The following is a 20,895-nucleotide window of genomic DNA, read 5'->3' on the forward strand; positions in this document are numbered from 1 at the left end:
TAATGGGGGTCAGAATTGACCCCTTAACAATGGACGAAACTGTCCAAGCTGTTGAAAAATTTGTTATTGATCAACGTCCACTCCACTTAATGGGAGTGAATGCGGACAAAATAAATCAATGTCAAACAGATGAATCGATTAAAAAGATAGTGAATGATTCTGAAATTATTAACGCAGATGGAGCCTCGGTTGTTCTTGCTTCCCGTTTTTTGGGTTATCAAGTTCCTGAGAGAGTCGCTGGGATTGATTTGATGCAAAGATTACTCCTTTTAGCCGATGAAAAGTCTTATTCAGTTTATTTTTTTGGTGCCAAGGAAGAAGTTTTAATAGACATGCTAGAAATTTTTAAGAAAGATTATCCAAATTTACGAGTTCTTGGACATCGTAATGGTTATTTTTCTGAAGAAGATGAATATGGCATTCAAGAAGACATTCGAGAGAAAAATCCAGATTTTGTTTTTGTTGGGATTACCTCTCCCAAGAAAGAATACATCATTCAAAAATTCATGGATCAAGGTGTTAATTCAGTCTTTATGGGAGTTGGAGGTAGTTTTGACGTTTTATCTGGCCATATTAAACGAGCTCCTTTATGGATGCAAAATGCGCATCTCGAGTGGCTGTTCCGAGTGGCAAATGAGCCTAGACGTCTCTTTAAACGTTATTTTGTAGGGAATGCTACTTTTATTAAGCGAGTTTTAGATGAAAAACGAAAATCGAAAAAATAATATTTTACATATTTCACGTACCATGGATATTGGTGGTGCAGAGCGTATTGTTTACCAGTTGAGCACGGACCTGAAAGAAGAGTTTGATAGTGTTCATGTGGCGTCTACGGGTGGACTATGGGAGAGCGAACTTGCTGCCAAAGGCATTCAACACCATAAAATTCTTGATATCGATAGTAAAAATCCTCTGACAGTATTAAAGCTTTTAACTAGCATCCGTCAAATAATCAAAGAGAATGATATTTCTATAGTCCACACTCACCATCGTATGGCTGCTTTTTATATCCGTTTATTAAAATTCGTTCATCCCAAATTGATACACGTTTATACAGCCCATAATGTCTTTAAAGATAAACTGCCTCTATATAAATTTGCTTTAAAAAACGCTAAAAGTGTAGCAGTAGGTGAGGCAGTAAATAAAAACCTAAAAGAAGACGTAGGTATTACTGATAGCAGGGTTATTTATAATGGAGTCGTTTTAAAAGAAACGGATGACCAGGTCGATGAGATTATCAGTTATGGTGGGATTAAACTTGGCTGTATTGCTAGGTTATCTGAGCAAAAAGGCTTGACTTATCTCCTTGATGCTATGTCTTTATTGACTGTTAAGGATATTCGGTTGTTTATTGTTGGTGATGGTGAGCTTAGAAATGAACTTGAGAATAAGGTTAAAGAGCTACATCTTCAAGATTCTGTAACTTTTTTAGGATATCGCAAGGATATCGTCGAATGTATCAATAGTTTTGATTTTTTAGTCTCATCGTCTCTATTTGAGGGGTTGGCTTTAAATGTAATTGAAGCCTTTATGAATGCTAAAACCATGGTAGCTTCAGATATTCCAGGTATTAACGAAATTGTAACAAATAAAAATGGGATTCTAGTTCCAGCAAAAGACCCTGCTGCTCTGGCATCTGCTATTGATAAATTAGCTACAGACGCAACATTAAGACAGGAACTTGCTAGCCAAGCAAAAAAAGACTATGAAAATAAATATAGTTATCCTTTATTTTTGGATAACTATAGGAAATTGTATAGAGAACTAAAGGGAGAACCAAAATGAAAAAAGTAATGTTGGTTTTTGGGACACGTCCAGAAGCAATAAAAATGTGTCCGTTAGTAAATGAGTTGAAGGAAAATGATTCAATCAAGACTATTGTCTGTGTAACTGGACAACATAAGGAAATGCTGGAGCAAGTTTTGGATGTCTTTAAGGTCGTTCCTGATTATGATTTGGGGATTATGAAGGCCAATCAAACTCTCTTTACAATTACGACTAGTATTCTAGATAAGATCCAAGCTGTACTTGAACAAGAAAATCCTGATATTGTTCTGGTCCATGGGGATACCAGTACAACATTTGCCACAGCCTTAGCTGCCTTTTATATGGGAATAAAAGTTGGTCACGTGGAAGCAGGGTTGCGAACATACAATCTTCAAAGTCCATTCCCTGAGGAGTTTAACCGTCAAACGACTTCAATTATAGCAGATTACCATTTTGCACCGACTGAAGTTGCCAAAGAAAATCTTTTAAAAGAAGGAAGAAAGAATATCTTTGTAACCGGGAATACCGTTATTGATGCTTTGAATACAACTGTTCAAGAGGACTATGACCATCCAATTTTAGAATGGGCCAAGGGTAGCAAATTGATTATGCTGACAGCTCACAGACGTGAAAACCTTGGGCAACCAATGGAAAATATGTTTAATGCTGTCAATCGTATTTTAAATGAATTTGAAGATGTTAAGGTTGTTTATCCAATTCATAAGAACCCAAAAGTTCGTGAGTTGGCAAGTAAAGTCTTTGGGGATAGTGAACGCATGAAGATCATTGAACCTTTAGAAGTTATTGATTTCCATAATTTTATGAACCAAAGCTACATGATTTTAACAGATTCTGGTGGTGTGCAGGAAGAGGCTCCATCCTTAGGGAAGCCTGTTTTAGTCATGCGAGATACAACAGAGCGTCCGGAGGGGATTGCTGCTGGAACATTAAAATTAGTGGGTACGGATGAAGAAAATATTTATACGAATTTTAAACTACTTTTAGAAAACCAAACAGAATATAACAAGATGAGTAAGGCTAGCAACCCATACGGAGATGGAAAAGCTTGTGAAAGAATCGTCGATATTATTTTGGAAGGATAGGGATAATGGATAAGGTTTCTATTATTGTACCAGTATACAATGTCGAAGATTGCTTAAGCTATTGTGTGGACAGTCTAAGACAACAGACCTATAAAAATATAGAAATTATACTGGTAGACGATGGTTCTACAGATTCTTCAGGAGAAATTTGTGACCAATATGCTCGAGAAGATGACAGAATAAAAGTTCTGCATATTGAAAATGGGGGATTGTCCAATGCCCGCAATACTGGGGTAAAAGAATCTTCAACAGATTGGATTGTTTTCATTGATTCAGACGATTATTATGACCATAGAGCCATTGAATATTTAGTAAAACTTAGAGATAAGTATAGAGTTGATCTTGTAGCAACTCCAGTGATTGAAGTTAGAAACTATGAAAATAGTGATTTCCTAGGAGATTTCAGAGAGAAATATTCTGGAAAATTAGATCGTCGAACAGCTTTAGAACAAATGTTTTATGGAAATTATGTTGGGACACATTCAGGTGGTAAACTATATAAGAAAGAAATCTTATTAAGGTTTCCATATCCTAATGGGATGTTGTATGAAGATTTATCTCTTGCTTATGAGCATATTGCTTCCTGTGAAAATATTGCTGTTAGTGCTCTAAATCTTTATAAATACTATCGAAGACCAGGAAGTATTGTAAATTCTAAGTATAGTGATCGTCTCTTAGATTTTTACAAGGCAATGGAATGGAATAGAAGCTATATCGAACGAGACTATCCTAATGATCAGGAAATGAGAAGGGCTTTAAATGTTCGCTATGTTTTTAATGGTCTGCATATTATACATGCTATGCTTAGTTCAGATATGTATGCTGAAGTTAATAAAATTAGAAAAGAATACATTCAATATTTCAAAGATGTTATTCTGAATTCAAATGTTACAAGGAAAAATAAAGTGAAATACTTGATGCTTTTGGTTTCTCCAAAACTGTATGAAAAAATTAGAGAGAAGATGAGTTAGGTAAGAATGAAGGTTTTAAAAAATTATGCATATAATCTCTCTTACCAGCTACTAGTGATAATTCTTCCTATTATAACAACACCTTATGTAACTAGGGTATTTAGTTCAACTGATTTAGGTACTTATGGTTATTTCAATTCAATTGTAACCTACTTTATTTTATTGGCGACATTGGGTGTGGCCAATTATGGTACAAAAGAAATTTCAGGCCATCGTAAAGATATCAGAAAAAACTTTTGGGGCATATACACCTTGCAGTTTGGTGCGACCATTCTGTCGATATGCTTATACATTCTCTTATGTATGTCCTTGTCATTTATGCAAAATCCCGTTGCATATATTTTGGGCTTGAGTCTGGTATCTAAAGGGATGGATATCTCCTGGTTATTTCAAGGGTTAGAGGATTTTCGCAAGATAACAGTTAGAAATATTACTGTTAAACTGGTCGGTGTCATTTCAATCTTCTTATTTGTAAAATCAGCAAATGATTTATATCTTTATGTGTTTTTGCTAACAATATTTGAATTATTGGGGCAGTTTAGTATGTGGTTGCCAGCTAGAGAATTTATCGGGAAACCACATTTTGATTGGTCCTATGCTAAACAACACTTGAAACCAGTTGTTCTCTTGTTTTTGCCACAAATAGCTATTTCGCTATATGTTACTTTGGATCGTACTATGCTAGGGGCATTAGCCTCAACTAAAGACGTCGGAATTTATGACCAAGCCTTAAAATTGGTCAATATTTTGCTTACACTAGTGACTTCGTTAGGAAGCGTAATGCTTCCTCGTGTTGCCAATCTCCTATCAACTGGAGATCACAAGGCTGTAAACAAAATGCATCAGATGTCTTTCTTAATATACAATTTAGTCATTTTTCCTATAATAGCAGGAATGTTAATTGTTAATGATGATTTCGTGCAATTTTTCTTAGGACAGGATTTCCAAGATGCTAAATATGCGATAGCAATTATGATTTTTAGAATGTTCTTTATTGGCTGGACAAATATTATGGGTATTCAAATCTTGATTCCACATAATAAAAATAAAGAATTTATGATTTCGACAACTATTCCAGCTATTGTGAGTGTCGGTTTAAATTTATTATTACTACCTAAATTAGGTTATATCGGAGCAGCCATTGTTTCTGTATTAACAGAAGCCTTAGTATGGGCTATTCAACTGTATTTTACAAGAAACTATTTAAAGGAAGTGCCTCTTCTTGCTTCGACAGTTAAAATTATAGGAGCATCAGCTCTCATGTACGGTGTACTATTCGTTGTAAAAACTACAGTGAATTTTACGCCTGTTATAAATGTTATGGTATTTGCTACAATAGGAGCGATACTTTACATTTTTCAAATACTATTCTTAAAGGTAATTAGTCCAAAAGAGTTGAAACAGCAGTTATTGAATAAGTGAAATTGAATGAATAGAAAATTTCAGTAGCTTATAGTCTTATTGTAAAATGAATTCTTGTATAGATTAAATTCGCTTTGGTTGATTAAATAGTTAGGAAAGGGAGGATAGAAGAGTATAAGTGAACTAGAAGATTAAAGAAATATTATTTTTTCTCATTCAATTTGATATTTCTTTTTCTTATAATTCACACTGTATGATTCTTTTTCAAAAAATATGATAAAAATTAAATTTGAAAACCTACTAGTCAGCATTGTTGTATCTGTAGTGGTATTTTTTAATACCATATCAACTACGATGCTGGATAGGACTTTTTTTCAAGTCAAAGTAAATTTCCTATTTTTGGTTGTATTACTTTTAGGGCTTCGTTTTTTGTATAAAATGCGGGTCTCATACAAATATCTAATACTTTCTACTCTGTTGTTGCTTTCGGGGATTTTAGTGTATTTTCAAACGCACAGGCTTAATTTTCTAGTCTATTCGATGCTACTAGTCCTTTTGGTTAATGTGGATATGAAAGTAGTTTTGAGGAACTATGTAATTGTAGCTGGTATTCTCGTAGTTGGAGTTTTTCTTTTATCGCTGGTTGGCATGATTCCTAACCTGCAATATAATCGTGCAGGTGTTATTCGGAATTCGTTTGGGTTTATTTATCCTACTGACTTTGCATCACATTGCTTCTATCTATTTATAGCAATTTCTTATCTTTTAAAAGATAAATTAATATGGACCAGATCTCTGTTTGGTGTCTTGCTATCCGCCTTTATTATAAAATACTGTGATGCGCGTTTAAATGCTTTATCAATCTTGTTAGCGACAGCTATTTTTATGTATTTTTATTATAGCAACGGGAAAAAATTAAAAATATTTGCCTTGTTACCTTATTCGGTTGTTGTATTCGCTTCAGTTGTTACCTATTTGTCATACAAGTTTTCTTGGTCTAATCCATTTTTGGTATCGGTAAACAAATTAATCACGGGAAGGCTAGCTCTAGGTAGGAATGCATTTGATACATTTGGAGTTCATCTATTTGGGACGAGAAACGTTCAATTTATAGGATCAGGTGGAAAAACAGAATCTGTAATAGGGTATAACTATGTAGATTCCTCTTATGTGCAGATGTTATTTACATATGGAATAGTGCCTGTAGTTCTATTGATAATCATTTATGTTGTCGCCTCAAGGAAACAGTATAAGGATGGTCAATATTTATTAGTTGCAATTTTATCATTGATTGCTTTTAACTGTATGATTGAAGCCTTTTGGTTTGTTCCTACATATAATATATTCATGTTTTTGCTATTTACAACAAATACCTTTAGCAAAAAAGAATCAAATGATATTGTTGCATCAAATGAGACTTAGCTTTAGTACTAAATTTTAGGCGGGTCTAATACATGAAATGATACCTTTCTAAAAAAGTAACTAACCTTTGCTGATCCTGAGTCGGCATTAATAAGAAATTGTAGAGTTTATTAACGGAGTTTTAATATGTATGACTATTTAATCGTTGGAGCAGGTTTGTCTGGAGCAATCTTTGCACACGAAGCTACAAAACGTGGCAAAAAAGTAAAAGTGATTGACAAGCGTGATCACATCGGTGGAAACATCTACTGTGAAAATGTTGAGGGCATCAATGTTCACAAGTATGGTGCCCACATTTTCCATACTTCCAACAAAAAAGTGTGGGATTATGTCAATCAGTTTGCTGAGTTTAACAACTATATCAACTCACCAGTGGCTAACTACAAGGGGAACCTTTATAATCTTCCTTTCAACATGAATACCTTCTACGCTATGTGGGGGACCAAGACTCCCCAAGAAGTCAAAGACAAGATTGCCGAGCAAACGGCTGATATGAAAGATGTTGAGCCTAAAAACTTGGAAGAACAAGCCATCAAGTTGATTGGTCCGGACATCTATGAAAAATTGATCAAGGGCTATACAGAAAAACAATGGGGACGTTCTGCAATAGACCTTCCTCCGTTTATCATCAAGCGCCTTCCAGTGCGTTTGACCTTTGATAACAACTACTTTAACGATCGTTACCAAGGGATTCCAATCGGTGGCTACAACGTCATCATCGAAAACATGTTAGGCGATGTAGAAGTAGAGCTTGGGGTTGATTTCTTTGCTAATCGTGAAGAGCTGGAAAAATCAGCTGATAAAGTTGTCTTTACAGGCATGATTGACCAGTACTTTGACTATAAGCATGGAGAGTTGGAATACCGCAGCCTGCGTTTTGAACACGAAATCTTGGATGAGGAAAATTATCAAGGGAATGCTGTAGTCAACTATACCGAGCGTGAGATTCCTTATACTCGTATCATCGAGCACAAGCATTTCGAGTATGGTACTCAACCGAAGACGGTTATCACTCGTGAGTACCCTGCTGATTGGAAACGTGGAGACGAACCATATTACCCAATCAACGATGAAAAGAACAACGCTATGTTTGCTAAGTATCAAGAAGAAGCAGCCAAAAATGACAAGGTCATCTTCTGTGGACGCCTAGCAGACTATAAATACTACGATATGCACGTGGTCATTGAGCGTGCTTTGGAAGTCGTAGCAAATGAATTTGATTGAAAGAAACAGAGATCCATGAAGTATTTTCTAAAAGAAGAGTTTTTAAAAGATTCTGGTGCTCGTAACGCCGGAAATAAGGCTAGAAATGATGTCGAGGAGATCGTCAAACGAGAAGGTTATCAACCTTTGTTGTTAACAGTTGATGATTGGTACCAAATGGGAACCTTTAAAGCCCAACAACACAAGGCGAAAGCTCTAGCTCAAGCTTTTTCTCAGTTGAAATCAGAGGATCAATTATTGATTCAATTTCCTATGCTCCATCATAGTTTTTTCACCACTCGCTTGGTAAGAAAAATCCAGCGGAGAGGGGTGAAAGTCTACTTTATTATTCATGATTTGGAAGCTTTACGCTATGCGAATTTGGATACAGTACCTTTGAAGCATAAGATTCGAGTTCGTCTCCAAGAATCTAGTCTTTTGGGCGTCGCTGATGGGATCGTTGCTCATAACCCAATCATGAAATCATTTTTGGTGAAGCAAGGTCTTTCTGAGAAAAAAATTGTAAGCTTGGACATTTTTGATTATCTCATTCCGAGCTTCATAGAAAAAGAAAAATTATCCAAGGAACAACCAATCATTGTAGCAGGTAATTTGGCTCAGGAAAAAGCGGGTTATCTTTATAAACTTCCTGCAGAACCTTCTTATAATCTCTATGGTGTCGGATTTGATGAGAGTAGATCTCTTTTAAACGAAACTTACTTTGGTTCCTTTCTGCCTGATGAGTTACCTTCAGTTCTTGAGGGAGGTTTTGGACTTGTCTGGGATGGTGATAGTGCTGACACGTGTAGTGGTGTCTTTGGTGAGTACCTTCGCTTCAACAATTCTCACAAGGCGTCGCTATACTTGGCATCAGGTTTTCCTTTAGTGGTTTGGAGTCAGTCAGCCTTGTCTCACTTTGTGCTTGAGAATGGCTGTGGGATTGCAGTAGAGTCACTTCATGATTTAAAAACTACGATTGAGAATCTATCAGAATCCGATTATCAAGGTTTGGTAGAAAATGCCAAACATATCGGTAAGAAAATCAGAGAAGGTTTTTATCTAACCAGTGCTCTTAAAGAATTAACAAAATAAGAAGTCTTTTTGGACTTCTTTTTTGTTACAACTAATCATTTTTGTATAAAAATTAGACCAGCAGAGAACGATTTTTTAGGGGAAAATTAAGTATTTCATCTTAACGTAAAATTGAAATGAACTTGGCATGAAAATACTTGGAAAAATATAATGAATTACATCGCATTTTTCAGCTTTTCTAACTCTTTTACACAGTTTTTCATAGAAAAAATAAAAAAGAGGGACTTGTAATGGAATATTAAAATAAATTTAATGAAAAACCTTCGATAAAATCACAAAAAATTAGGCACGAATCGGATTTTTGTGATATAATATTCTGTGAATAGCTATGCCTTCTTGTAGCTGTTAAAAAATCAAAGTGTGAAACTTGGAAGATAGAGAGGACGCAATGTAATGACTAGAAATGGTTTCTTTACAGGCTTAGATATTGGAACAAGCTCAATTAAAGTGTTAGTTGCTGAGCTTGTAGATGGTGAAGTAAATGTAATCGGTGTTAGTAACGCCAAAAGTAAAGGTGTCAAGGATGGGATTATCGTTGACATCGAAGCCGCAGCAACGGCTATCAAATCTGCTATTTCTCAAGCAGAAGAAAAAGCAGGGATTTCAATCAAATCAGTAAATGTTGGACTTCCAGCAAACTTATTGCAAGTGGAACCAACTCAAGGAATGATTCCTGTAACATCAGATACAAAAGAAATTACAGATCAAGATGTTGAGAATGTTGTCAAATCAGCTTTGACAAAGAGCATGACACCTGATCGTGAAGTGATTACGTTTGTGCCAGAAGAATTTGTAGTAGACGGTTTCCAAGGCATTCGTGACCCTCGTGGTATGATGGGTGTTCGTTTGGAAATGCGTGGACTTCTCTATACAGGTCCAAGAACCATTCTTCACAACCTTCGTAAAACTGTAGAACGTGTTGGAGTTCAAGTCGATAACGTGATTATTTCACCGCTTGCAATTGTAAACTCTGTTCTTAACGAAGGAGAACGTGAGTTTGGAGCGACTGTTATCGATATGGGTGGTGGTCAAACAAGCGTTGCTACTATCCGTAATCAAGAGCTTCAATACACAAATGTTTACCAAGAAGGTGGCGATTACGTCACTAAAGACATTTCAAAAGTTCTTAAAACTTCTAAGAAAATTGCAGAAGGTTTGAAGCTTAACTACGGTGAAGCTTACCCACAACTTGCAAGCAAAGAAACCTTCCAAGTTGAAGTTATTGGAGAAGTAGAACCTGTAGAAGTTACAGAAGAATACTTGGCTCAAATCATTTCAGCTAGATTGAAACATATCTTTGAACAAATCAAACAAGATTTGGAAAGAAGACATTTGTTGGACTTGCCAGGTGGTATTGCTCTGATTGGTGGAAATGCTATTCTGCCGGGTGTCGTTGAGCTCGCCCAAGAAGTACTTGGAGTTCGTGTAAAACTTTACGTTCCAAACCAAGTGGGTATCCGCAATCCTGCATTTGCTCATGTAATTAGTTTGTCTGAATTTGCTGGAAGCCTTACAGAAATTAATGTTTTGGCTCAAAGAGCTATCAGAGGAGATCAAGTTTTGCGTCAACAACCAATTGACTTCAGAACTTCAAGTCAGGAAAAACCTGCAGCTTCTCAACGTTCAGTGTTTGGTACAACTTCAACTGAATCAGCAGAACCAACTTATGCTGCTGACTCAATAACTCCAAATCAATCAGAAGAAAAACCAAAATTGACTGAACGATTCCGTAGCTTAATCGGAAGCATGTTTGATGAATAGGATAGAGGAATAAAATATGACATTTTCATTTGATACAGCAGCAGCACAAGGTGCAGTAATTAAAGTAATTGGTGTCGGTGGTGGCGGTGGAAACGCCATTAACCGCATGGTTGACGAAGGCGTTTCAGGTGTTGAGTTCATCGCAGCCAACACAGATGTACAAGCCTTGAGCAGTACAAAAGCTGAAACAGTTATCCAACTTGGTCCAAAATTAACTCGTGGACTTGGTGCTGGAGGACAGCCTGAAGTTGGTCGTAAGGCTGCTGAAGAAAGCGAAGAAGTAATTACTGAAGCTATCAGTGGCGCAGATATGGTCTTCATCACTGCTGGTATGGGTGGTGGTTCTGGTACAGGTGCTGCACCAGTTATCGCTCGTATCGCTAAAGGTTTAGGTGCTTTGACTGTCGGTGTTGTGACACGTCCATTCGGTTTCGAAGGAAGTAAACGTGGTCAGTTCGCAATCGAAGGAATCAACGAACTTCGCGAGCATGTTGATACTCTCTTGATTATTTCAAACAACAACTTGTTAGAAATTGTTGACAAGAAAACTCCACTTCTTGAAGCTTTGTCTGAAGCAGATAACGTTCTTCGCCAAGGTGTTCAAGGGATTACAGATTTGATTACAAATCCTGGTTTGATCAACTTGGACTTCGCTGACGTGAAGACAGTAATGGCAAACAAAGGGAATGCCCTTATGGGTATTGGTATTGGTAGTGGAGAAGAGCGCGTTATTGAAGCGGCTCGTAAAGCTATCTACTCACCACTTCTTGAAACAACAATTGATGGAGCAGAAGATGTTATCGTTAACGTAACTGGTGGTTTGGATATGACTTTGATTGAAGCAGAAGAAGCTTCTGAAATCGTCAATCAAGCTGCTGGACATGGCGTAAACATCTGGCTCGGTACTTCTATTGATGAATCAATGAAAGATGAAATCCGTGTAACGGTTGTTGCTACTGGAGTTCGTCAAGATACAGTCGACAAAGTTGTAGCGCCACAACCAAGACAAGCGTCATTCCGTGAACCAGTAAAATCTGGTCATACTCACACTTATGACCGTCATTTTGATTTGGCAGAAACAGCTGAACTTCCAACTCCTTCACAACGTCATACTGAAGCACCTAAAGCATCAGCTTTTGGTGACTGGGACTTGAGACGTGATTCAATTGTTCGTCAAGGTGAATCAGTCGTATCACCAGTTGAGCGTTTCGAAGCGCAAGCTTCTGACGAAGATGAGTTGGAAACACCACCATTCTTCAAAAACCGTTAATAGAAATGGATTTAAAAGAAAATACAAATCAGGTATTTCAACAGGTTACAAAAGCAGTTCAAGAAACCGGCCGTGAAGACGGTTCGGTTTCTGTAATTGCCGTAACAAAATATGTTGATATTGCAACTGCAGCAAATTTGATCGACCAAGGAGTCAAACACATCGGTGAAAACCGTGTCGACAAATTTCTTGAAAAGTATCATGCTTTAAGTGATAAAGATGTTACTTGGCACTTAATTGGTAGCTTACAAAGAAGAAAAGTTAAGGATGTCATTCCTTTTGTTGATTATTTTCATGCTTTAGATTCTTTGAAATTAGCCCAAGAGATTCAAAAACGTGCCGATCGAACCGTTAAATGTTTTTTGCAGGTCAATATTTCTGGCGAGGAAAGCAAGCATGGTTTTTCAAAAGAAGAACTGTTGGCAGTCTTACAAGATTTGTCTAGCTTGGATAAAATAGAGTATGTTGGTCTCATGACCATGGCTCCGTTTGAAGCTCAAACAGAAGAGTTGCAAAAAATTTTTAAAGAAACGCAAGAGTTGCAACAATACATTCGTGAACAACAACTCCCCAATATGCCAATGACAGAACTAAGTATGGGAATGAGTCGTGACTATAAAGAAGCGATTCAATCTGGCTCGACTTTTGTTCGAATTGGTACAGCATTTTTTAAATAGGAATTAATCATGTCATTAAAAGATAAATTTGATAAATTTATAGATTACTTTACAGAAGATGGAGATGAAGTTGCTTCAGAAGTTGTAGCTGCACAACCTGAACGTTCACTAGCTTCGGTCCCTCAAAAAAGAGAATTACCACAGCAAGCCACTGCTCAAGAATCTTCTCCAGTTGAAGCAAAAGAGAAAAATATTACAAAACTTCATGCCCGTCAGCAACAACTAGCAATTGAAAGCCATCGTTCTACTGAAAAAGTAACCATCGATGTTCGTTACCCACGCCGTTACGAAGATGCAACTGATATTGTTGATTTGTTGGCAGGAAATGAAAGTATCTTGATTGACTTCCAATATATGACAGAAGTTCAAGCTCGTCGTTGTTTGGATTACTTGGATGGAGCACGTCATGTCCTTGCTGGTGAGTTAAGAAAAGTTGCGAACACAATGTATCTTTTGACACCAGTAGGTGTTGTGGTCAACATTGAGGATATTCGTTTGCCTGAAGAAGCTCAAAGTGAAGAATACGACTTTGACATGAAGAGAAATAGAGTACGTTAATGTTTCTAATAATTCGTTTTATCCAAAATGCTACAGATATCTATTCGCTGATACTTGTAGCTTTTGCTCTATTATCATGGTTTCCAAATGCCTATAACACCCAGTTGGGGAAATTCTTAGAGACTTTGTGTAAACCAATTCTTGAACCCCTGAAACGTCTACCTCTTCAAATTGCAGGCTTGGATTTCTCGGTTTGGATAGCCCTAATTCTCTTGCGAATGATTAGTCGCTATCTCATCAATTTGCTGGTCGTATTATGAGTAAAGAACTTTACCAACATTTCGCAACGGAGGATATTCCATTCATCGATAAGGGTTTGGAATGGTTGAGGCAAGTTGAGGAGCACTATGCACCGATTTTATCTCCTTTTATAAATCCTCACCAAGTATTTATCTTGGAAACGTTGGGAAATAATAGAGGGATAAAAGTCTTCTCTAGTACGAGTTATATCTCTTCGGAGTATGCTAGGGTTATTTTAGCGCCAGATTACTTTACGCCAAGTTTGGATGATTTTGAAATGACCTTGCTTGAGATTCTGTATCCCAGCAAGTTTCAGCAACTGACCCATTCAAAGATATTGGGAACAGTTCTCAATCGACTAGGTATTGATCGTAAGTTATTTGGCGACATCTTGGTAACAGATGAGAGGGCTCAAATAATTGTCGATCAGAGATTTACGACTCTGTTTCAGGATGGAATTCAAAAAATTTCCAAGTTGCCAGTAAATTTGGTAGAGCGGTCTTTTTCAGATATGATAGAATCTAAAGAGGACTATCAGGAAAAAGAAGTCTTGGTTTCAAGCCTTCGTCTGGATACCTTCTTATCTAGTATCTTGAAATTATCTCGTTCCCAAACTTCGACTCTGGTTGAAAAAAAGTTGGTTCAGGTCAACTATCACATAGTTGAAAAATCTGACTATCCGGTAAAAATTGGTGATTTAATCAGTGTCAGACGCTTTGGACGAATGATTTTACTTAAAGAAAACGGTCAGACCAAAAAGGATAAGAAAAAATTAACAGTCCAGCTACTATTAAGCAAGTGAGAATAAACATGTCAATTACACCACAAGATATTACTGACAAGGAATTCTCAAGAACATTCAGAGGTTACGATCAGGAAGAGGTTGACCTATTTCTAGATAAGATATATTTTGAATTAGAGGAAATGATTCGATCTAAAGATGAAGCTGAACTCTATATCAAAAAACTAGAAGAACGTCTTTCCTATTATACGAATGATATTCCTAAGAGAACAGTAACAAACGAGCAGGAACCAGAAGCAATCAATGATTCTATTTTTTATTAATTAAGTGAGGAAAAATATGCCAATTACATCGTTAGAAATTAAGGATAAAACCTTTGGCGTTCAGTTTAGAGGTTTTAACCGTGAAGAAGTTGATGAATTTTTAGATATTGTTGTTCGTGACTATGAAGATTTGGTTCGTAGTAATCATGAAAAAGAACAGCACATTAAAAATTTAGAAGAGCGTCTATCTTATTTTGACGAAATCAAAGATTCATTGAGTCAGTCAGTTTTGATTGCTCAAGATACAGCTGAACGTGTAAAACAAGCTGCGAATGACCGCTCTAATAACATCATTAAGCAGGCTGAGCAAGATGCTCAACGTTTACTTGATGAAGCTAAATATAAAGCCAATGAAATTTTGCGACAAGCTACAGATAATGCTAAAAAAGTTGCTGTGGAAACAGAAGAATTGAAGAACAAGAGCCGCGTCTTCCACCAACGTTTGAAATCAACAATCGAAAGTCAGTTGGCTATTGTTGATTCATCAGATTGGGAAGAAATTTTGCGTCCGACTGCAACATATTTGCAAACTAGCGACGAAGCTTTCAAGGAAGTCGTCCAAGAAGTTCTAGGTGAAGATGTATCTTCATACCATGATGAAGAGCCAATTGACATGACTCGTCAATTTTCTCCAGAAGAAGTTGCGGAACTTCAGGCACGTATTGAAGCAGCTAACAAAGAATTGTTAGAGGCTGAACAAGCTACTGAAGAGTCAACTGAAACTGAAGTTGAACTTCAGCCGGTTGCTGAAACTCCTGTCGAACAATCGTATGAGAATGAATCTCAAGACGATCCAAACAATCAACAAGAGTCAGTTTTAATTTTATAAGAATCTCATTAGAGAACAAGAATTTATCAATCAAATTTCTAGCGAGTAGGAGATGGTGGAAGTCCTACAATCCCTGTTGGTAAATTTATCCTCTCTTAGTATCAAATCTGAAAATAGTAAGATTTGACGTTGCCCACGTTACGGGAAAAGAGGGAAAGAGACTAGGTCTTTTTCCGAACAAAGGTGGTACCACGATTTTCGTCCTTTTTGCGAGTCGTGGTTTTTATATTGTCAATTTACATTAAGGAGTAATCATGAAACTAAAAGAAACACTAAACCTTGGGAAAACAGAATTTCCAATGCGTGCCGGACTTCCAACCAAAGAGCCAGTATGGCAAAAAGAGTGGGACGAAGCTAAACTTTACCAACGTCGTCAAGAATTAAATGAAGGAAAACCACATTTCACTCTTCATGATGGCCCTCCATACGCTAACGGGAACATCCACGTCGGACATGCCATGAACAAGATTTCAAAAGATATCATTGTTCGTTCTAAGTCTATGTCAGGATTTTACGCACCATATATTCCAGGTTGGGACACTCATGGTCTGCCAATTGAGCAAGTTTTGGCAAAACAAGGCGTTAAACGCAAAGAGATGGACTTGGTTGAGTACTTGAAACTTTGCCGTGAATACGCTCTGTCTCAAGTAGATAAACAACGCGAAGATTTTAAGCGCTTGGGTGTTTCAGGTGACTGGGAAAATCCATATGTAACACTAACTCCTGACTATGAAGCAGCGCAAATCCGTGTCTTTGGTGAAATGGCGAATAAAGGCTATATCTACCGTGGAGCGAAGCCTGTTTATTGGTCTTGGTCATCTGAGTCTGCGCTTGCCGAAGCGGAAATTGAATACCATGACTTGGTTTCTACGTCCCTTTACTATGCCAACAAGGTAAAAGATGGTAAAGGTGTCCTTGATACAGATACTTACATCGTCGTTTGGACAACAACTCCATTTACCATCACTGCTTCTCGTGGTCTGACTGTTGGTGCGGATATTGATTACGTATTGGTACAACCAACTGGCGAAACCCGTAAGTTTGTCGTGGCTTCAGAATTGTTGAACAGCTTATCTGAGAAATTCGGTTGGGCGGATGTTCAAGTTTTGGCAACTTATCGTGGTCAAGACCTCAACCACATCGTGACAGAACACCCATGGGATACAGCTGTAGATGAGTTGGTGATTCTTGGTGATCACGTTACAACTGACTCTGGTACAGGTATTGTCCATACAGCCCCTGGTTTTGGTGAGGACGACTACAATGTCGGTGTTGCCAATGGTCTAGAAGTTGCCGTGACTGTTAACGAACGCGGGATCATGATGGCCAATGCAGGTGCAGAGTTCGAAGGTCAATTCTACGACAAGGTTGTGCCAACGGTTATTGAAAAACTTGGTGATTTGCTACTTGCCCAAGAAGAAATCTCTCACTCCTACCCATTTGACTGGCGTACGAAAAAACCAATCATCTGGCGTGCAGTTCCACAATGGTTTGCATCTGTATCGAAATTCCGTCAAGAAATCTTGGACGAAATTGAAAAAGTCAAGTTCCACTCAGAGTGGGGTAAAGTCCGTCTTTACAACATGATCCGTGACCGTGGTGACTGGGTTATCTCACGTCAACGTGCTTGGGGTGTGCCACTTCCAATCTTCTATGCAGAAGACGGAACACCAATCATGACAGCTGAAACCATCGAGCATGTAGCTCAACTCTTTGAAGAACATGGTTCAATTATCTGGTGGGAACGTGATGCCAAAGACCTCTTGCCAGAAGGATTTACCCATCCAGGTTCGCCAAATGGTGAGTTCAAGAAAGAAACAGACATCATGGATGTATGGTTTGACTCAGGTTCGTCATGGAATGGTGTCGTGGTTAACCGTCCAGAACTCAAATATCCAGCAGATCTTTATCTTGAGGGTTCCGACCAATACCGTGGTTGGTTCAACTCATCACTCATCACCTCTGTAGCTAACCATGGCGTCGCACCATACAAACAAATCTTGTCGCAAGGTTTTGCTTTGGATGGTAAAGGTGAGAAGATGTCTAAATCTCTTGGAAATACCATTGCTCCAAGCGATGTTGAAAAACAATTTGGTGCGGAAATCTTGCGTCTCTGGGTAACCAGTGTTGATTCAAGCAACGACGTGCGTATCTCAATGGATATCTTGAGCCAAGTCTCTGAAACTTATCGTAAGATCCGTAACACCCTTCGTTTCTTGATTGCTAACACATCTGACTTTAACCCATCTGAAGATTCAGTCGCTTACGAAGAACTTCGTTCCGTTGATAAGTACATGACCATTCGCTTTAACCAACTTGTTAAGATCATTCGTGATGCTTATGCAAACTTCGAATTCTTAACAATCTATAAGGCCTTGGTGAACTTTATCAACGTTGATTTGTCAGCCTTCTACCTTGATTTTGCCAAAGATGTTGTATACATTGAAGGCGCAAAATCTCTTGAACGCCGTCAAATGCAAACTGTATTCTATGACATCCTTGTCAAAATTACTAAGCTCTTGACTCCAATTCTTCCTCATACTGCGGAAGAAATCTGGTCATATCTTGAGTTTGAAGCAGAAGACTTCGTTCAATTATCAGAGTTGCCAGAAGCACAGACATTTGCGAACCAAGAAGAAATCTTAGACACTTGGTCAGCTTTTATGGACTTCCGTGGTCAAGCGCAAAAAGCCTTGGAAGAAGCTCGTAATGAAAAAGTGATCGGTAAATCTCTTGAAGCTCATTTGACAGTTTATCCCAATGAAGTAGTGAAGACTCTTCTTGGCGCAGTGGATAGCAATGTTGCTCAACTCTTGATTGTTTCAGAGTTGACCATTGCAGAAGGTTCAGCTCCAGAAGATGCAGTGGCCTTCGAAGATGTTTCCTTCACTGTTGAACGTGCAGCTGGTGAGGTTTGTGACCGTTGCCGTCGTATCGATCCAAGTACAGCAGAACGTAGCTACAACGCAACCATCTGTGACCACTGTGCAAGCATCGTAGAAGAAAACTTTGCGGACGCAGTAGCAGAAGGATTTGAAGCTAAATAATCGAACAAAAATACAGGAGAAATTCCTGTATTTTTTTAAAAAATAAAAACTTTAATAAAAATATGGTATAATATACCTTATTAAAATAAAAGGAGATATTTATGAAGACAAAAACACTAGCACAAGTAGATGGCTTTATTGGTATTATTGCAGGGGCAATTTTAGCTTTCTTACCAATTTTTATGGTATTTCTTGCAGCCATTTCTGAAGACGAAGATGCTGCAGGGCTTATTTTGGGAATTATTTTCGTTGTATTTTCTTTAGTGAAAATTGCAACCCTCATTCTTGGAATCCTCTCACTTGTCTACTATAAGGATGACAATCGTATTTCACTAGCACCATCGATTCTATTTATCGTTGGATCTGTAGTCGCCTTGATTCCTTTCCTTGGGTGGATTGGTGGAATTGTCCTTGTCATTGGTGGGGCTTTGTACCTAGCAAGCTTGAAACAATTTAAAATTGAAGGATAAATGATTATCTAAGAGAAGAGTTGAAGCGCTCTTCTCTTTTTCGTTGATTTTAACTAGCTTTTTTGTGAAAAATTGTGTAAAATAGAATAGATAAACGAGGGAAACCTCGAAAAATAAAAGGAGAATCCAACTAATGGTAAAATTGGTTTTCGCTCGCCACGGTGAGTCTGAATGGAACAAAGCTAACCTTTTCACAGGATGGGCTGACGTAGATCTTTCTGAAAAAGGAACTCAACAAGCTATCGATGCTGGTAAATTAATCAAAGAAGCTGGTATTGAATTTGACCAAGCTTACACTTCAGTATTGAAACGTGCAATCAAAACAACTAACCTTGCTCTTGAAGCATCTGACCAACTTTGGGTTCCAGTTGAAAAATCATGGCGCTTGAACGAACGTCACTACGGTGGTTTGACTGGTAAAAACAAAGCTGAAGCTGCTGAACAATTTGGTGATGAACAAGTTCACATTTGGCGTCGTTCATACGATGTATTGCCTCCTGCAATGCCTCGTGATGACAAATACTCAGCTCACACTGACCGTCGTTACGCTTCACTTGACGACTCAGTGATTCCAGATGCTGAAAACTTGAAAGTTACTTTGGAACGTGCCCTTCCATTCTGGGAAGATAAAATCGCTCCAGCTCTTAAAGACGGTAAAAATGTATTCGTAGGAGCACACGGTAACTCAATCCGTGCCCTTGTAAAACACATCAAACACTTGTCAGACGATGAAATCATGGATGTGGAAATCCCTAACTTCCCACCATTGGTATTCGAATTTGACGAAAATTTGAACGTTGTTTCTGAATACTACCTCGGAAAATAATGTAAAATAGAGTCTAGGATTATTCCTAGGCTTTTTTATTTTAAAAATAGGAAAACGCAAGGTGTAATTTAACTTGTCAAAGACAAGGATTCTTGTTATAATAGATAGGATGGAGGCGCTATGGCACTTAAAAAAGCAAGTTTAGCCTGTGCGGTTTGTGGTTCGCGAAATTACTCGATTAAAATTAGTGGGAATCCCAAACCGACTCGCTTAGAAGTAAATAAATTTTGTAAACATTGTGGTAAATACACAACACACCGAGAAACGAGATAGGAGAAAAGAATGGGTTTTATTAAGGATATCTTTACACTTCTTAGAGATACAACTTGGCCAACACGAAAACAAAGTTGGGTAGATTTTAAATCTATCATGGAATACACTGCCTTCTTTGTTGTTATCATTTATATTTTTGATCAGTTGATCGTTAGCGGATTGATCCGATTCATTAACATTTTTTAAGATAATATAAATAGGCTGAAAGAAGTTTACCATTAAGAAAGGAAAAAAGATGGATAGTTTTGATAAAGGATGGTTTGTCCTACAAACATATTCTGGTTATGAAAATAAAGTAAAAGAAAATCTCTTGCAACGTGCACAGACATACAATATGTTGGATAACATCTTACGTGTTGAAATCCCAACTCAAACAGTGCAAGTTGAAAAAAATGGGAAGAAAAAAGAAGTGGAAGAAAATCGTTTCCCAGGTTATGTTCTTGTAGAGATGGTTATGACAGATGAAGCTTGGTTTGTAGTGCGTAACACACCAAACGTTACTGGATTTGTTGGGTCACACGGTAACAGATCTAAACCAACTCCACTATTGGAACAAGAAATCAGAGATATCTTGGTATCAATGGGACAAACGGTTCAAGAATTCAATATCAATGTTGAAGTTGGTCAAACAGTTCGAATCATTGATGGTGCCTTTACTGATTACACAGGAAAAATCACTGAAATTGATAATAACAAAGTGAAAATGATTATTTCAATGTTTGGTAATGATACAGTAGCAGAAGTAAACTTGAATCAAATTGCTGAATTGTAATATCAGTTACTCATCTACTTGTGTACCTAGAATCTTGTCAACTAATTTTAAAAAAACTAGTTGACAAGATTGTAAAAGTGTATATAATAGAAAGAGTTGAAAAAGCTCAGGGTCCGTTGGTCAAGGGGTTAAGACACCGCCTTTTCACGGCGGTAACACGGGTTCGAATCCCGTACGGACTATGGGT

22 protein-coding genes, 1 tRNA gene, 1 pseudogene and 1 other annotated feature are annotated in these 20,895 nt (G+C 37.6%); all 24 genes and pseudogenes read left to right on the forward strand.

The features are described from left to right. Positions 1 to 2: 2 nt before the first annotated feature. Positions 3 to 725, forward strand: coding sequence for a WecB/TagA/CpsF family glycosyltransferase (locus tag KJR31_RS07440; protein ID WP_214262789.1), 723 nt, complete (start codon positions 3 to 5; stop codon positions 723 to 725). Then, positions 700 to 1,785 (forward strand): glycosyltransferase family 4 protein, encoded by a 1,086-nt coding sequence (locus tag KJR31_RS07445; protein WP_214262763.1) that lies wholly within the window; start codon positions 700 to 702, stop codon positions 1,783 to 1,785. The genes KJR31_RS07440 and KJR31_RS07445 overlap by 26 nt, the downstream gene beginning before the upstream one ends. Further along, the gene (gene wecB, locus KJR31_RS07450) at positions 1,782 to 2,870 is read left to right on the forward strand and encodes a non-hydrolyzing UDP-N-acetylglucosamine 2-epimerase (RefSeq protein ID WP_214262764.1); all 1,089 of its coding nucleotides are present in this window, start codon (positions 1,782 to 1,784) and stop codon (positions 2,868 to 2,870) included. Before KJR31_RS07445 ends, wecB begins: the two co-directional genes overlap by 4 nt. 5 nt (positions 2,871 to 2,875) lie before the next feature. Continuing rightward, a complete protein-coding gene (locus KJR31_RS07455) occupies positions 2,876 to 3,841 on the forward strand; it encodes a glycosyltransferase family 2 protein (RefSeq protein ID WP_214262765.1) in 966 nt (321 codons plus the stop codon). Positions 3,842 to 3,847: 6 nt separating this feature from the next. Next, positions 3,848 to 5,263, forward strand: a complete 1,416-nt coding sequence (locus tag KJR31_RS07460) for a flippase (RefSeq protein WP_214262766.1) — start codon at positions 3,848 to 3,850, stop codon at positions 5,261 to 5,263. Between the two features lie 213 nt (positions 5,264 to 5,476). After that, the gene (locus tag KJR31_RS07465) at positions 5,477 to 6,625 is read left to right on the forward strand and encodes a polysaccharide polymerase (protein ID WP_214262767.1); all 1,149 of its coding nucleotides are present in this window, start codon (positions 5,477 to 5,479) and stop codon (positions 6,623 to 6,625) included. Between the two features lie 126 nt (positions 6,626 to 6,751). Next, positions 6,752 to 7,849, forward strand: a complete 1,098-nt coding sequence (gene glf / locus KJR31_RS07470; RefSeq protein WP_214262768.1) for a UDP-galactopyranose mutase — start codon at positions 6,752 to 6,754, stop codon at positions 7,847 to 7,849. Positions 7,850 to 7,864: 15 nt separating this feature from the next. Next, positions 7,865 to 8,920, forward strand: a complete 1,056-nt coding sequence (locus KJR31_RS07475; protein ID WP_214262769.1) for a galactofuranosyltransferase — start codon at positions 7,865 to 7,867, stop codon at positions 8,918 to 8,920. Positions 8,921 to 9,313: 393 nt separating this feature from the next. Further along, positions 9,314 to 10,505: pseudogene (ftsA, locus tag KJR31_RS07480) on the forward strand (cell division protein FtsA); the annotation flags it as partial. Continuing rightward, positions 10,481 to 10,681 (forward strand): cell division protein FtsA C-terminal domain-containing protein, encoded by a 201-nt coding sequence (locus KJR31_RS08645; protein WP_434223051.1) that lies wholly within the window; start codon positions 10,481 to 10,483, stop codon positions 10,679 to 10,681. The pseudogene ftsA and the gene KJR31_RS08645, both read left to right, overlap by 25 nt. Positions 10,682 to 10,697: 16 nt before the next feature. Then, positions 10,698 to 11,951 (forward strand): cell division protein FtsZ, encoded by a 1,254-nt coding sequence (gene ftsZ, locus KJR31_RS07485; RefSeq protein ID WP_214262771.1) that lies wholly within the window; start codon positions 10,698 to 10,700, stop codon positions 11,949 to 11,951. 5 nt (positions 11,952 to 11,956) lie between these two features. Then, on the forward strand, positions 11,957 to 12,628 hold the full coding sequence (locus tag KJR31_RS07490; RefSeq protein ID WP_214262772.1) for a YggS family pyridoxal phosphate-dependent enzyme: 672 nt from the start codon (positions 11,957 to 11,959) through the stop codon (positions 12,626 to 12,628). A gap of 9 nt (positions 12,629 to 12,637) precedes the next feature. Further along, entirely contained in the window at positions 12,638 to 13,186 is a 549-nt protein-coding gene (locus KJR31_RS07495; RefSeq protein WP_214262773.1) for a cell division protein SepF, read from the forward strand. Next, positions 13,186 to 13,446, forward strand: coding sequence for a YggT family protein (locus KJR31_RS07500; protein WP_006153053.1), 261 nt, complete (start codon positions 13,186 to 13,188; stop codon positions 13,444 to 13,446). Before KJR31_RS07495 ends, KJR31_RS07500 begins: the two co-directional genes overlap by 1 nt. Further along, positions 13,443 to 14,228, forward strand: coding sequence for an RNA-binding protein (locus KJR31_RS07505; RefSeq protein WP_214262774.1), 786 nt, complete (start codon positions 13,443 to 13,445; stop codon positions 14,226 to 14,228). Before KJR31_RS07500 ends, KJR31_RS07505 begins: the two co-directional genes overlap by 4 nt. An 8-nt stretch (positions 14,229 to 14,236) precedes the next feature. Continuing rightward, positions 14,237 to 14,491 carry a DivIVA domain-containing protein gene (locus tag KJR31_RS07510; protein ID WP_214262775.1) on the forward strand — a complete coding sequence of 85 codons (255 nt, stop codon included), beginning with the start codon at positions 14,237 to 14,239 and terminating at the stop codon, positions 14,489 to 14,491. A 16-nt stretch (positions 14,492 to 14,507) separates the two neighbouring features. Next, positions 14,508 to 15,320 (forward strand): DivIVA domain-containing protein, encoded by an 813-nt coding sequence (locus KJR31_RS07515; protein ID WP_214262776.1) that lies wholly within the window; start codon positions 14,508 to 14,510, stop codon positions 15,318 to 15,320. Further along, positions 15,317 to 15,529, forward strand: a binding site (T-box leader). Its footprint overlaps the gene before it by 4 nt. Before the next feature lie 45 nt (positions 15,530 to 15,574). Next, positions 15,575 to 18,367, forward strand: coding sequence for an isoleucine--tRNA ligase (gene ileS / locus KJR31_RS07520; protein WP_214262777.1), 2,793 nt, complete (start codon positions 15,575 to 15,577; stop codon positions 18,365 to 18,367). Positions 18,368 to 18,468: 101 nt separating this feature from the next. Beyond that, complete coding sequence (locus KJR31_RS07525) at positions 18,469 to 18,837, forward strand: hypothetical protein (RefSeq protein ID WP_214262778.1); 369 nt, start codon at positions 18,469 to 18,471, stop codon at positions 18,835 to 18,837. Positions 18,838 to 18,970: 133 nt separating this feature from the next. Beyond that, positions 18,971 to 19,663, forward strand: coding sequence for a phosphoglycerate mutase (locus KJR31_RS07530; protein ID WP_214262779.1), 693 nt, complete (start codon positions 18,971 to 18,973; stop codon positions 19,661 to 19,663). A 120-nt stretch (positions 19,664 to 19,783) separates the two neighbouring features. Continuing rightward, complete coding sequence (gene rpmG / locus KJR31_RS07535) at positions 19,784 to 19,936, forward strand: 50S ribosomal protein L33 (RefSeq protein WP_001809375.1); 153 nt, start codon at positions 19,784 to 19,786, stop codon at positions 19,934 to 19,936. A gap of 9 nt (positions 19,937 to 19,945) precedes the next feature. Continuing rightward, positions 19,946 to 20,122: a preprotein translocase subunit SecE gene (gene secE, locus KJR31_RS07540; protein ID WP_214262780.1), complete on the forward strand. Its 177-nt coding sequence runs from the start codon at positions 19,946 to 19,948 to the stop codon at positions 20,120 to 20,122. 49 nt (positions 20,123 to 20,171) lie between these two features. Beyond that, positions 20,172 to 20,708: a transcription termination/antitermination protein NusG gene (nusG, locus tag KJR31_RS07545; protein WP_214262781.1), complete on the forward strand. Its 537-nt coding sequence runs from the start codon at positions 20,172 to 20,174 to the stop codon at positions 20,706 to 20,708. 110 nt (positions 20,709 to 20,818) lie between these two features. Continuing rightward, positions 20,819 to 20,890 (forward strand) — tRNA-Glu (locus KJR31_RS07550). The last annotated feature ends 5 nt before the right edge of the window (positions 20,891 to 20,895 follow it).

Origin of the sequence: Streptococcus infantis, from assembly GCF_018499575.1 — a bacterium.
GTDB lineage: Bacteria > Bacillota > Bacilli > Lactobacillales > Streptococcaceae > Streptococcus > Streptococcus infantis_K.

Bases quoted from the DNA above. Each gene is read 5' to 3' on its own strand.
- KJR31_RS07440 (WP_214262789.1), top strand. From the start codon at position 3: ATGGGGGTCAGAATTGACCCCTTAACAATGGACGAAACTGTCCAAGCT.
- KJR31_RS07505 (WP_214262774.1), top strand. From the start codon at position 13,443: ATGAGTAAAGAACTTTACCAACATTTCGCAACGGAGGATATTCCATTC.
- glf (WP_214262768.1), top strand. From the start codon at position 6,752: ATGTATGACTATTTAATCGTTGGAGCAGGTTTGTCTGGAGCAATCTTT.
- KJR31_RS07510 (WP_214262775.1), top strand. From the start codon at position 14,237: ATGTCAATTACACCACAAGATATTACTGACAAGGAATTCTCAAGAACA.
- ileS (WP_214262777.1), top strand. From the start codon at position 15,575: ATGAAACTAAAAGAAACACTAAACCTTGGGAAAACAGAATTTCCAATG.
- KJR31_RS07525 (WP_214262778.1), top strand. From the start codon at position 18,469: ATGAAGACAAAAACACTAGCACAAGTAGATGGCTTTATTGGTATTATT.
- nusG (WP_214262781.1), top strand. From the start codon at position 20,172: ATGGATAGTTTTGATAAAGGATGGTTTGTCCTACAAACATATTCTGGT.
- secE (WP_214262780.1), top strand. From the start codon at position 19,946: ATGGGTTTTATTAAGGATATCTTTACACTTCTTAGAGATACAACTTGG.
- KJR31_RS07515 (WP_214262776.1), top strand. From the start codon at position 14,508: ATGCCAATTACATCGTTAGAAATTAAGGATAAAACCTTTGGCGTTCAG.
- wecB (WP_214262764.1), top strand. From the start codon at position 1,782: ATGAAAAAAGTAATGTTGGTTTTTGGGACACGTCCAGAAGCAATAAAA.
- KJR31_RS07490 (WP_214262772.1), top strand. From the start codon at position 11,957: ATGGATTTAAAAGAAAATACAAATCAGGTATTTCAACAGGTTACAAAA.
- KJR31_RS07455 (WP_214262765.1), top strand. From the start codon at position 2,876: ATGGATAAGGTTTCTATTATTGTACCAGTATACAATGTCGAAGATTGC.
- KJR31_RS07530 (WP_214262779.1), top strand. From the start codon at position 18,971: ATGGTAAAATTGGTTTTCGCTCGCCACGGTGAGTCTGAATGGAACAAA.
- rpmG (WP_001809375.1), top strand. From the start codon at position 19,784: ATGGCACTTAAAAAAGCAAGTTTAGCCTGTGCGGTTTGTGGTTCGCGA.
- KJR31_RS07460 (WP_214262766.1), top strand. From the start codon at position 3,848: ATGAAGGTTTTAAAAAATTATGCATATAATCTCTCTTACCAGCTACTA.
- KJR31_RS07465 (WP_214262767.1), top strand. From the start codon at position 5,477: ATGATAAAAATTAAATTTGAAAACCTACTAGTCAGCATTGTTGTATCT.
- KJR31_RS07445 (WP_214262763.1), top strand. From the start codon at position 700: ATGAAAAACGAAAATCGAAAAAATAATATTTTACATATTTCACGTACC.
- KJR31_RS07500 (WP_006153053.1), top strand. From the start codon at position 13,186: ATGTTTCTAATAATTCGTTTTATCCAAAATGCTACAGATATCTATTCG.
- KJR31_RS07475 (WP_214262769.1), top strand. From the start codon at position 7,865: ATGAAGTATTTTCTAAAAGAAGAGTTTTTAAAAGATTCTGGTGCTCGT.
- KJR31_RS07495 (WP_214262773.1), top strand. From the start codon at position 12,638: ATGTCATTAAAAGATAAATTTGATAAATTTATAGATTACTTTACAGAA.
- ftsZ (WP_214262771.1), top strand. From the start codon at position 10,698: ATGACATTTTCATTTGATACAGCAGCAGCACAAGGTGCAGTAATTAAA.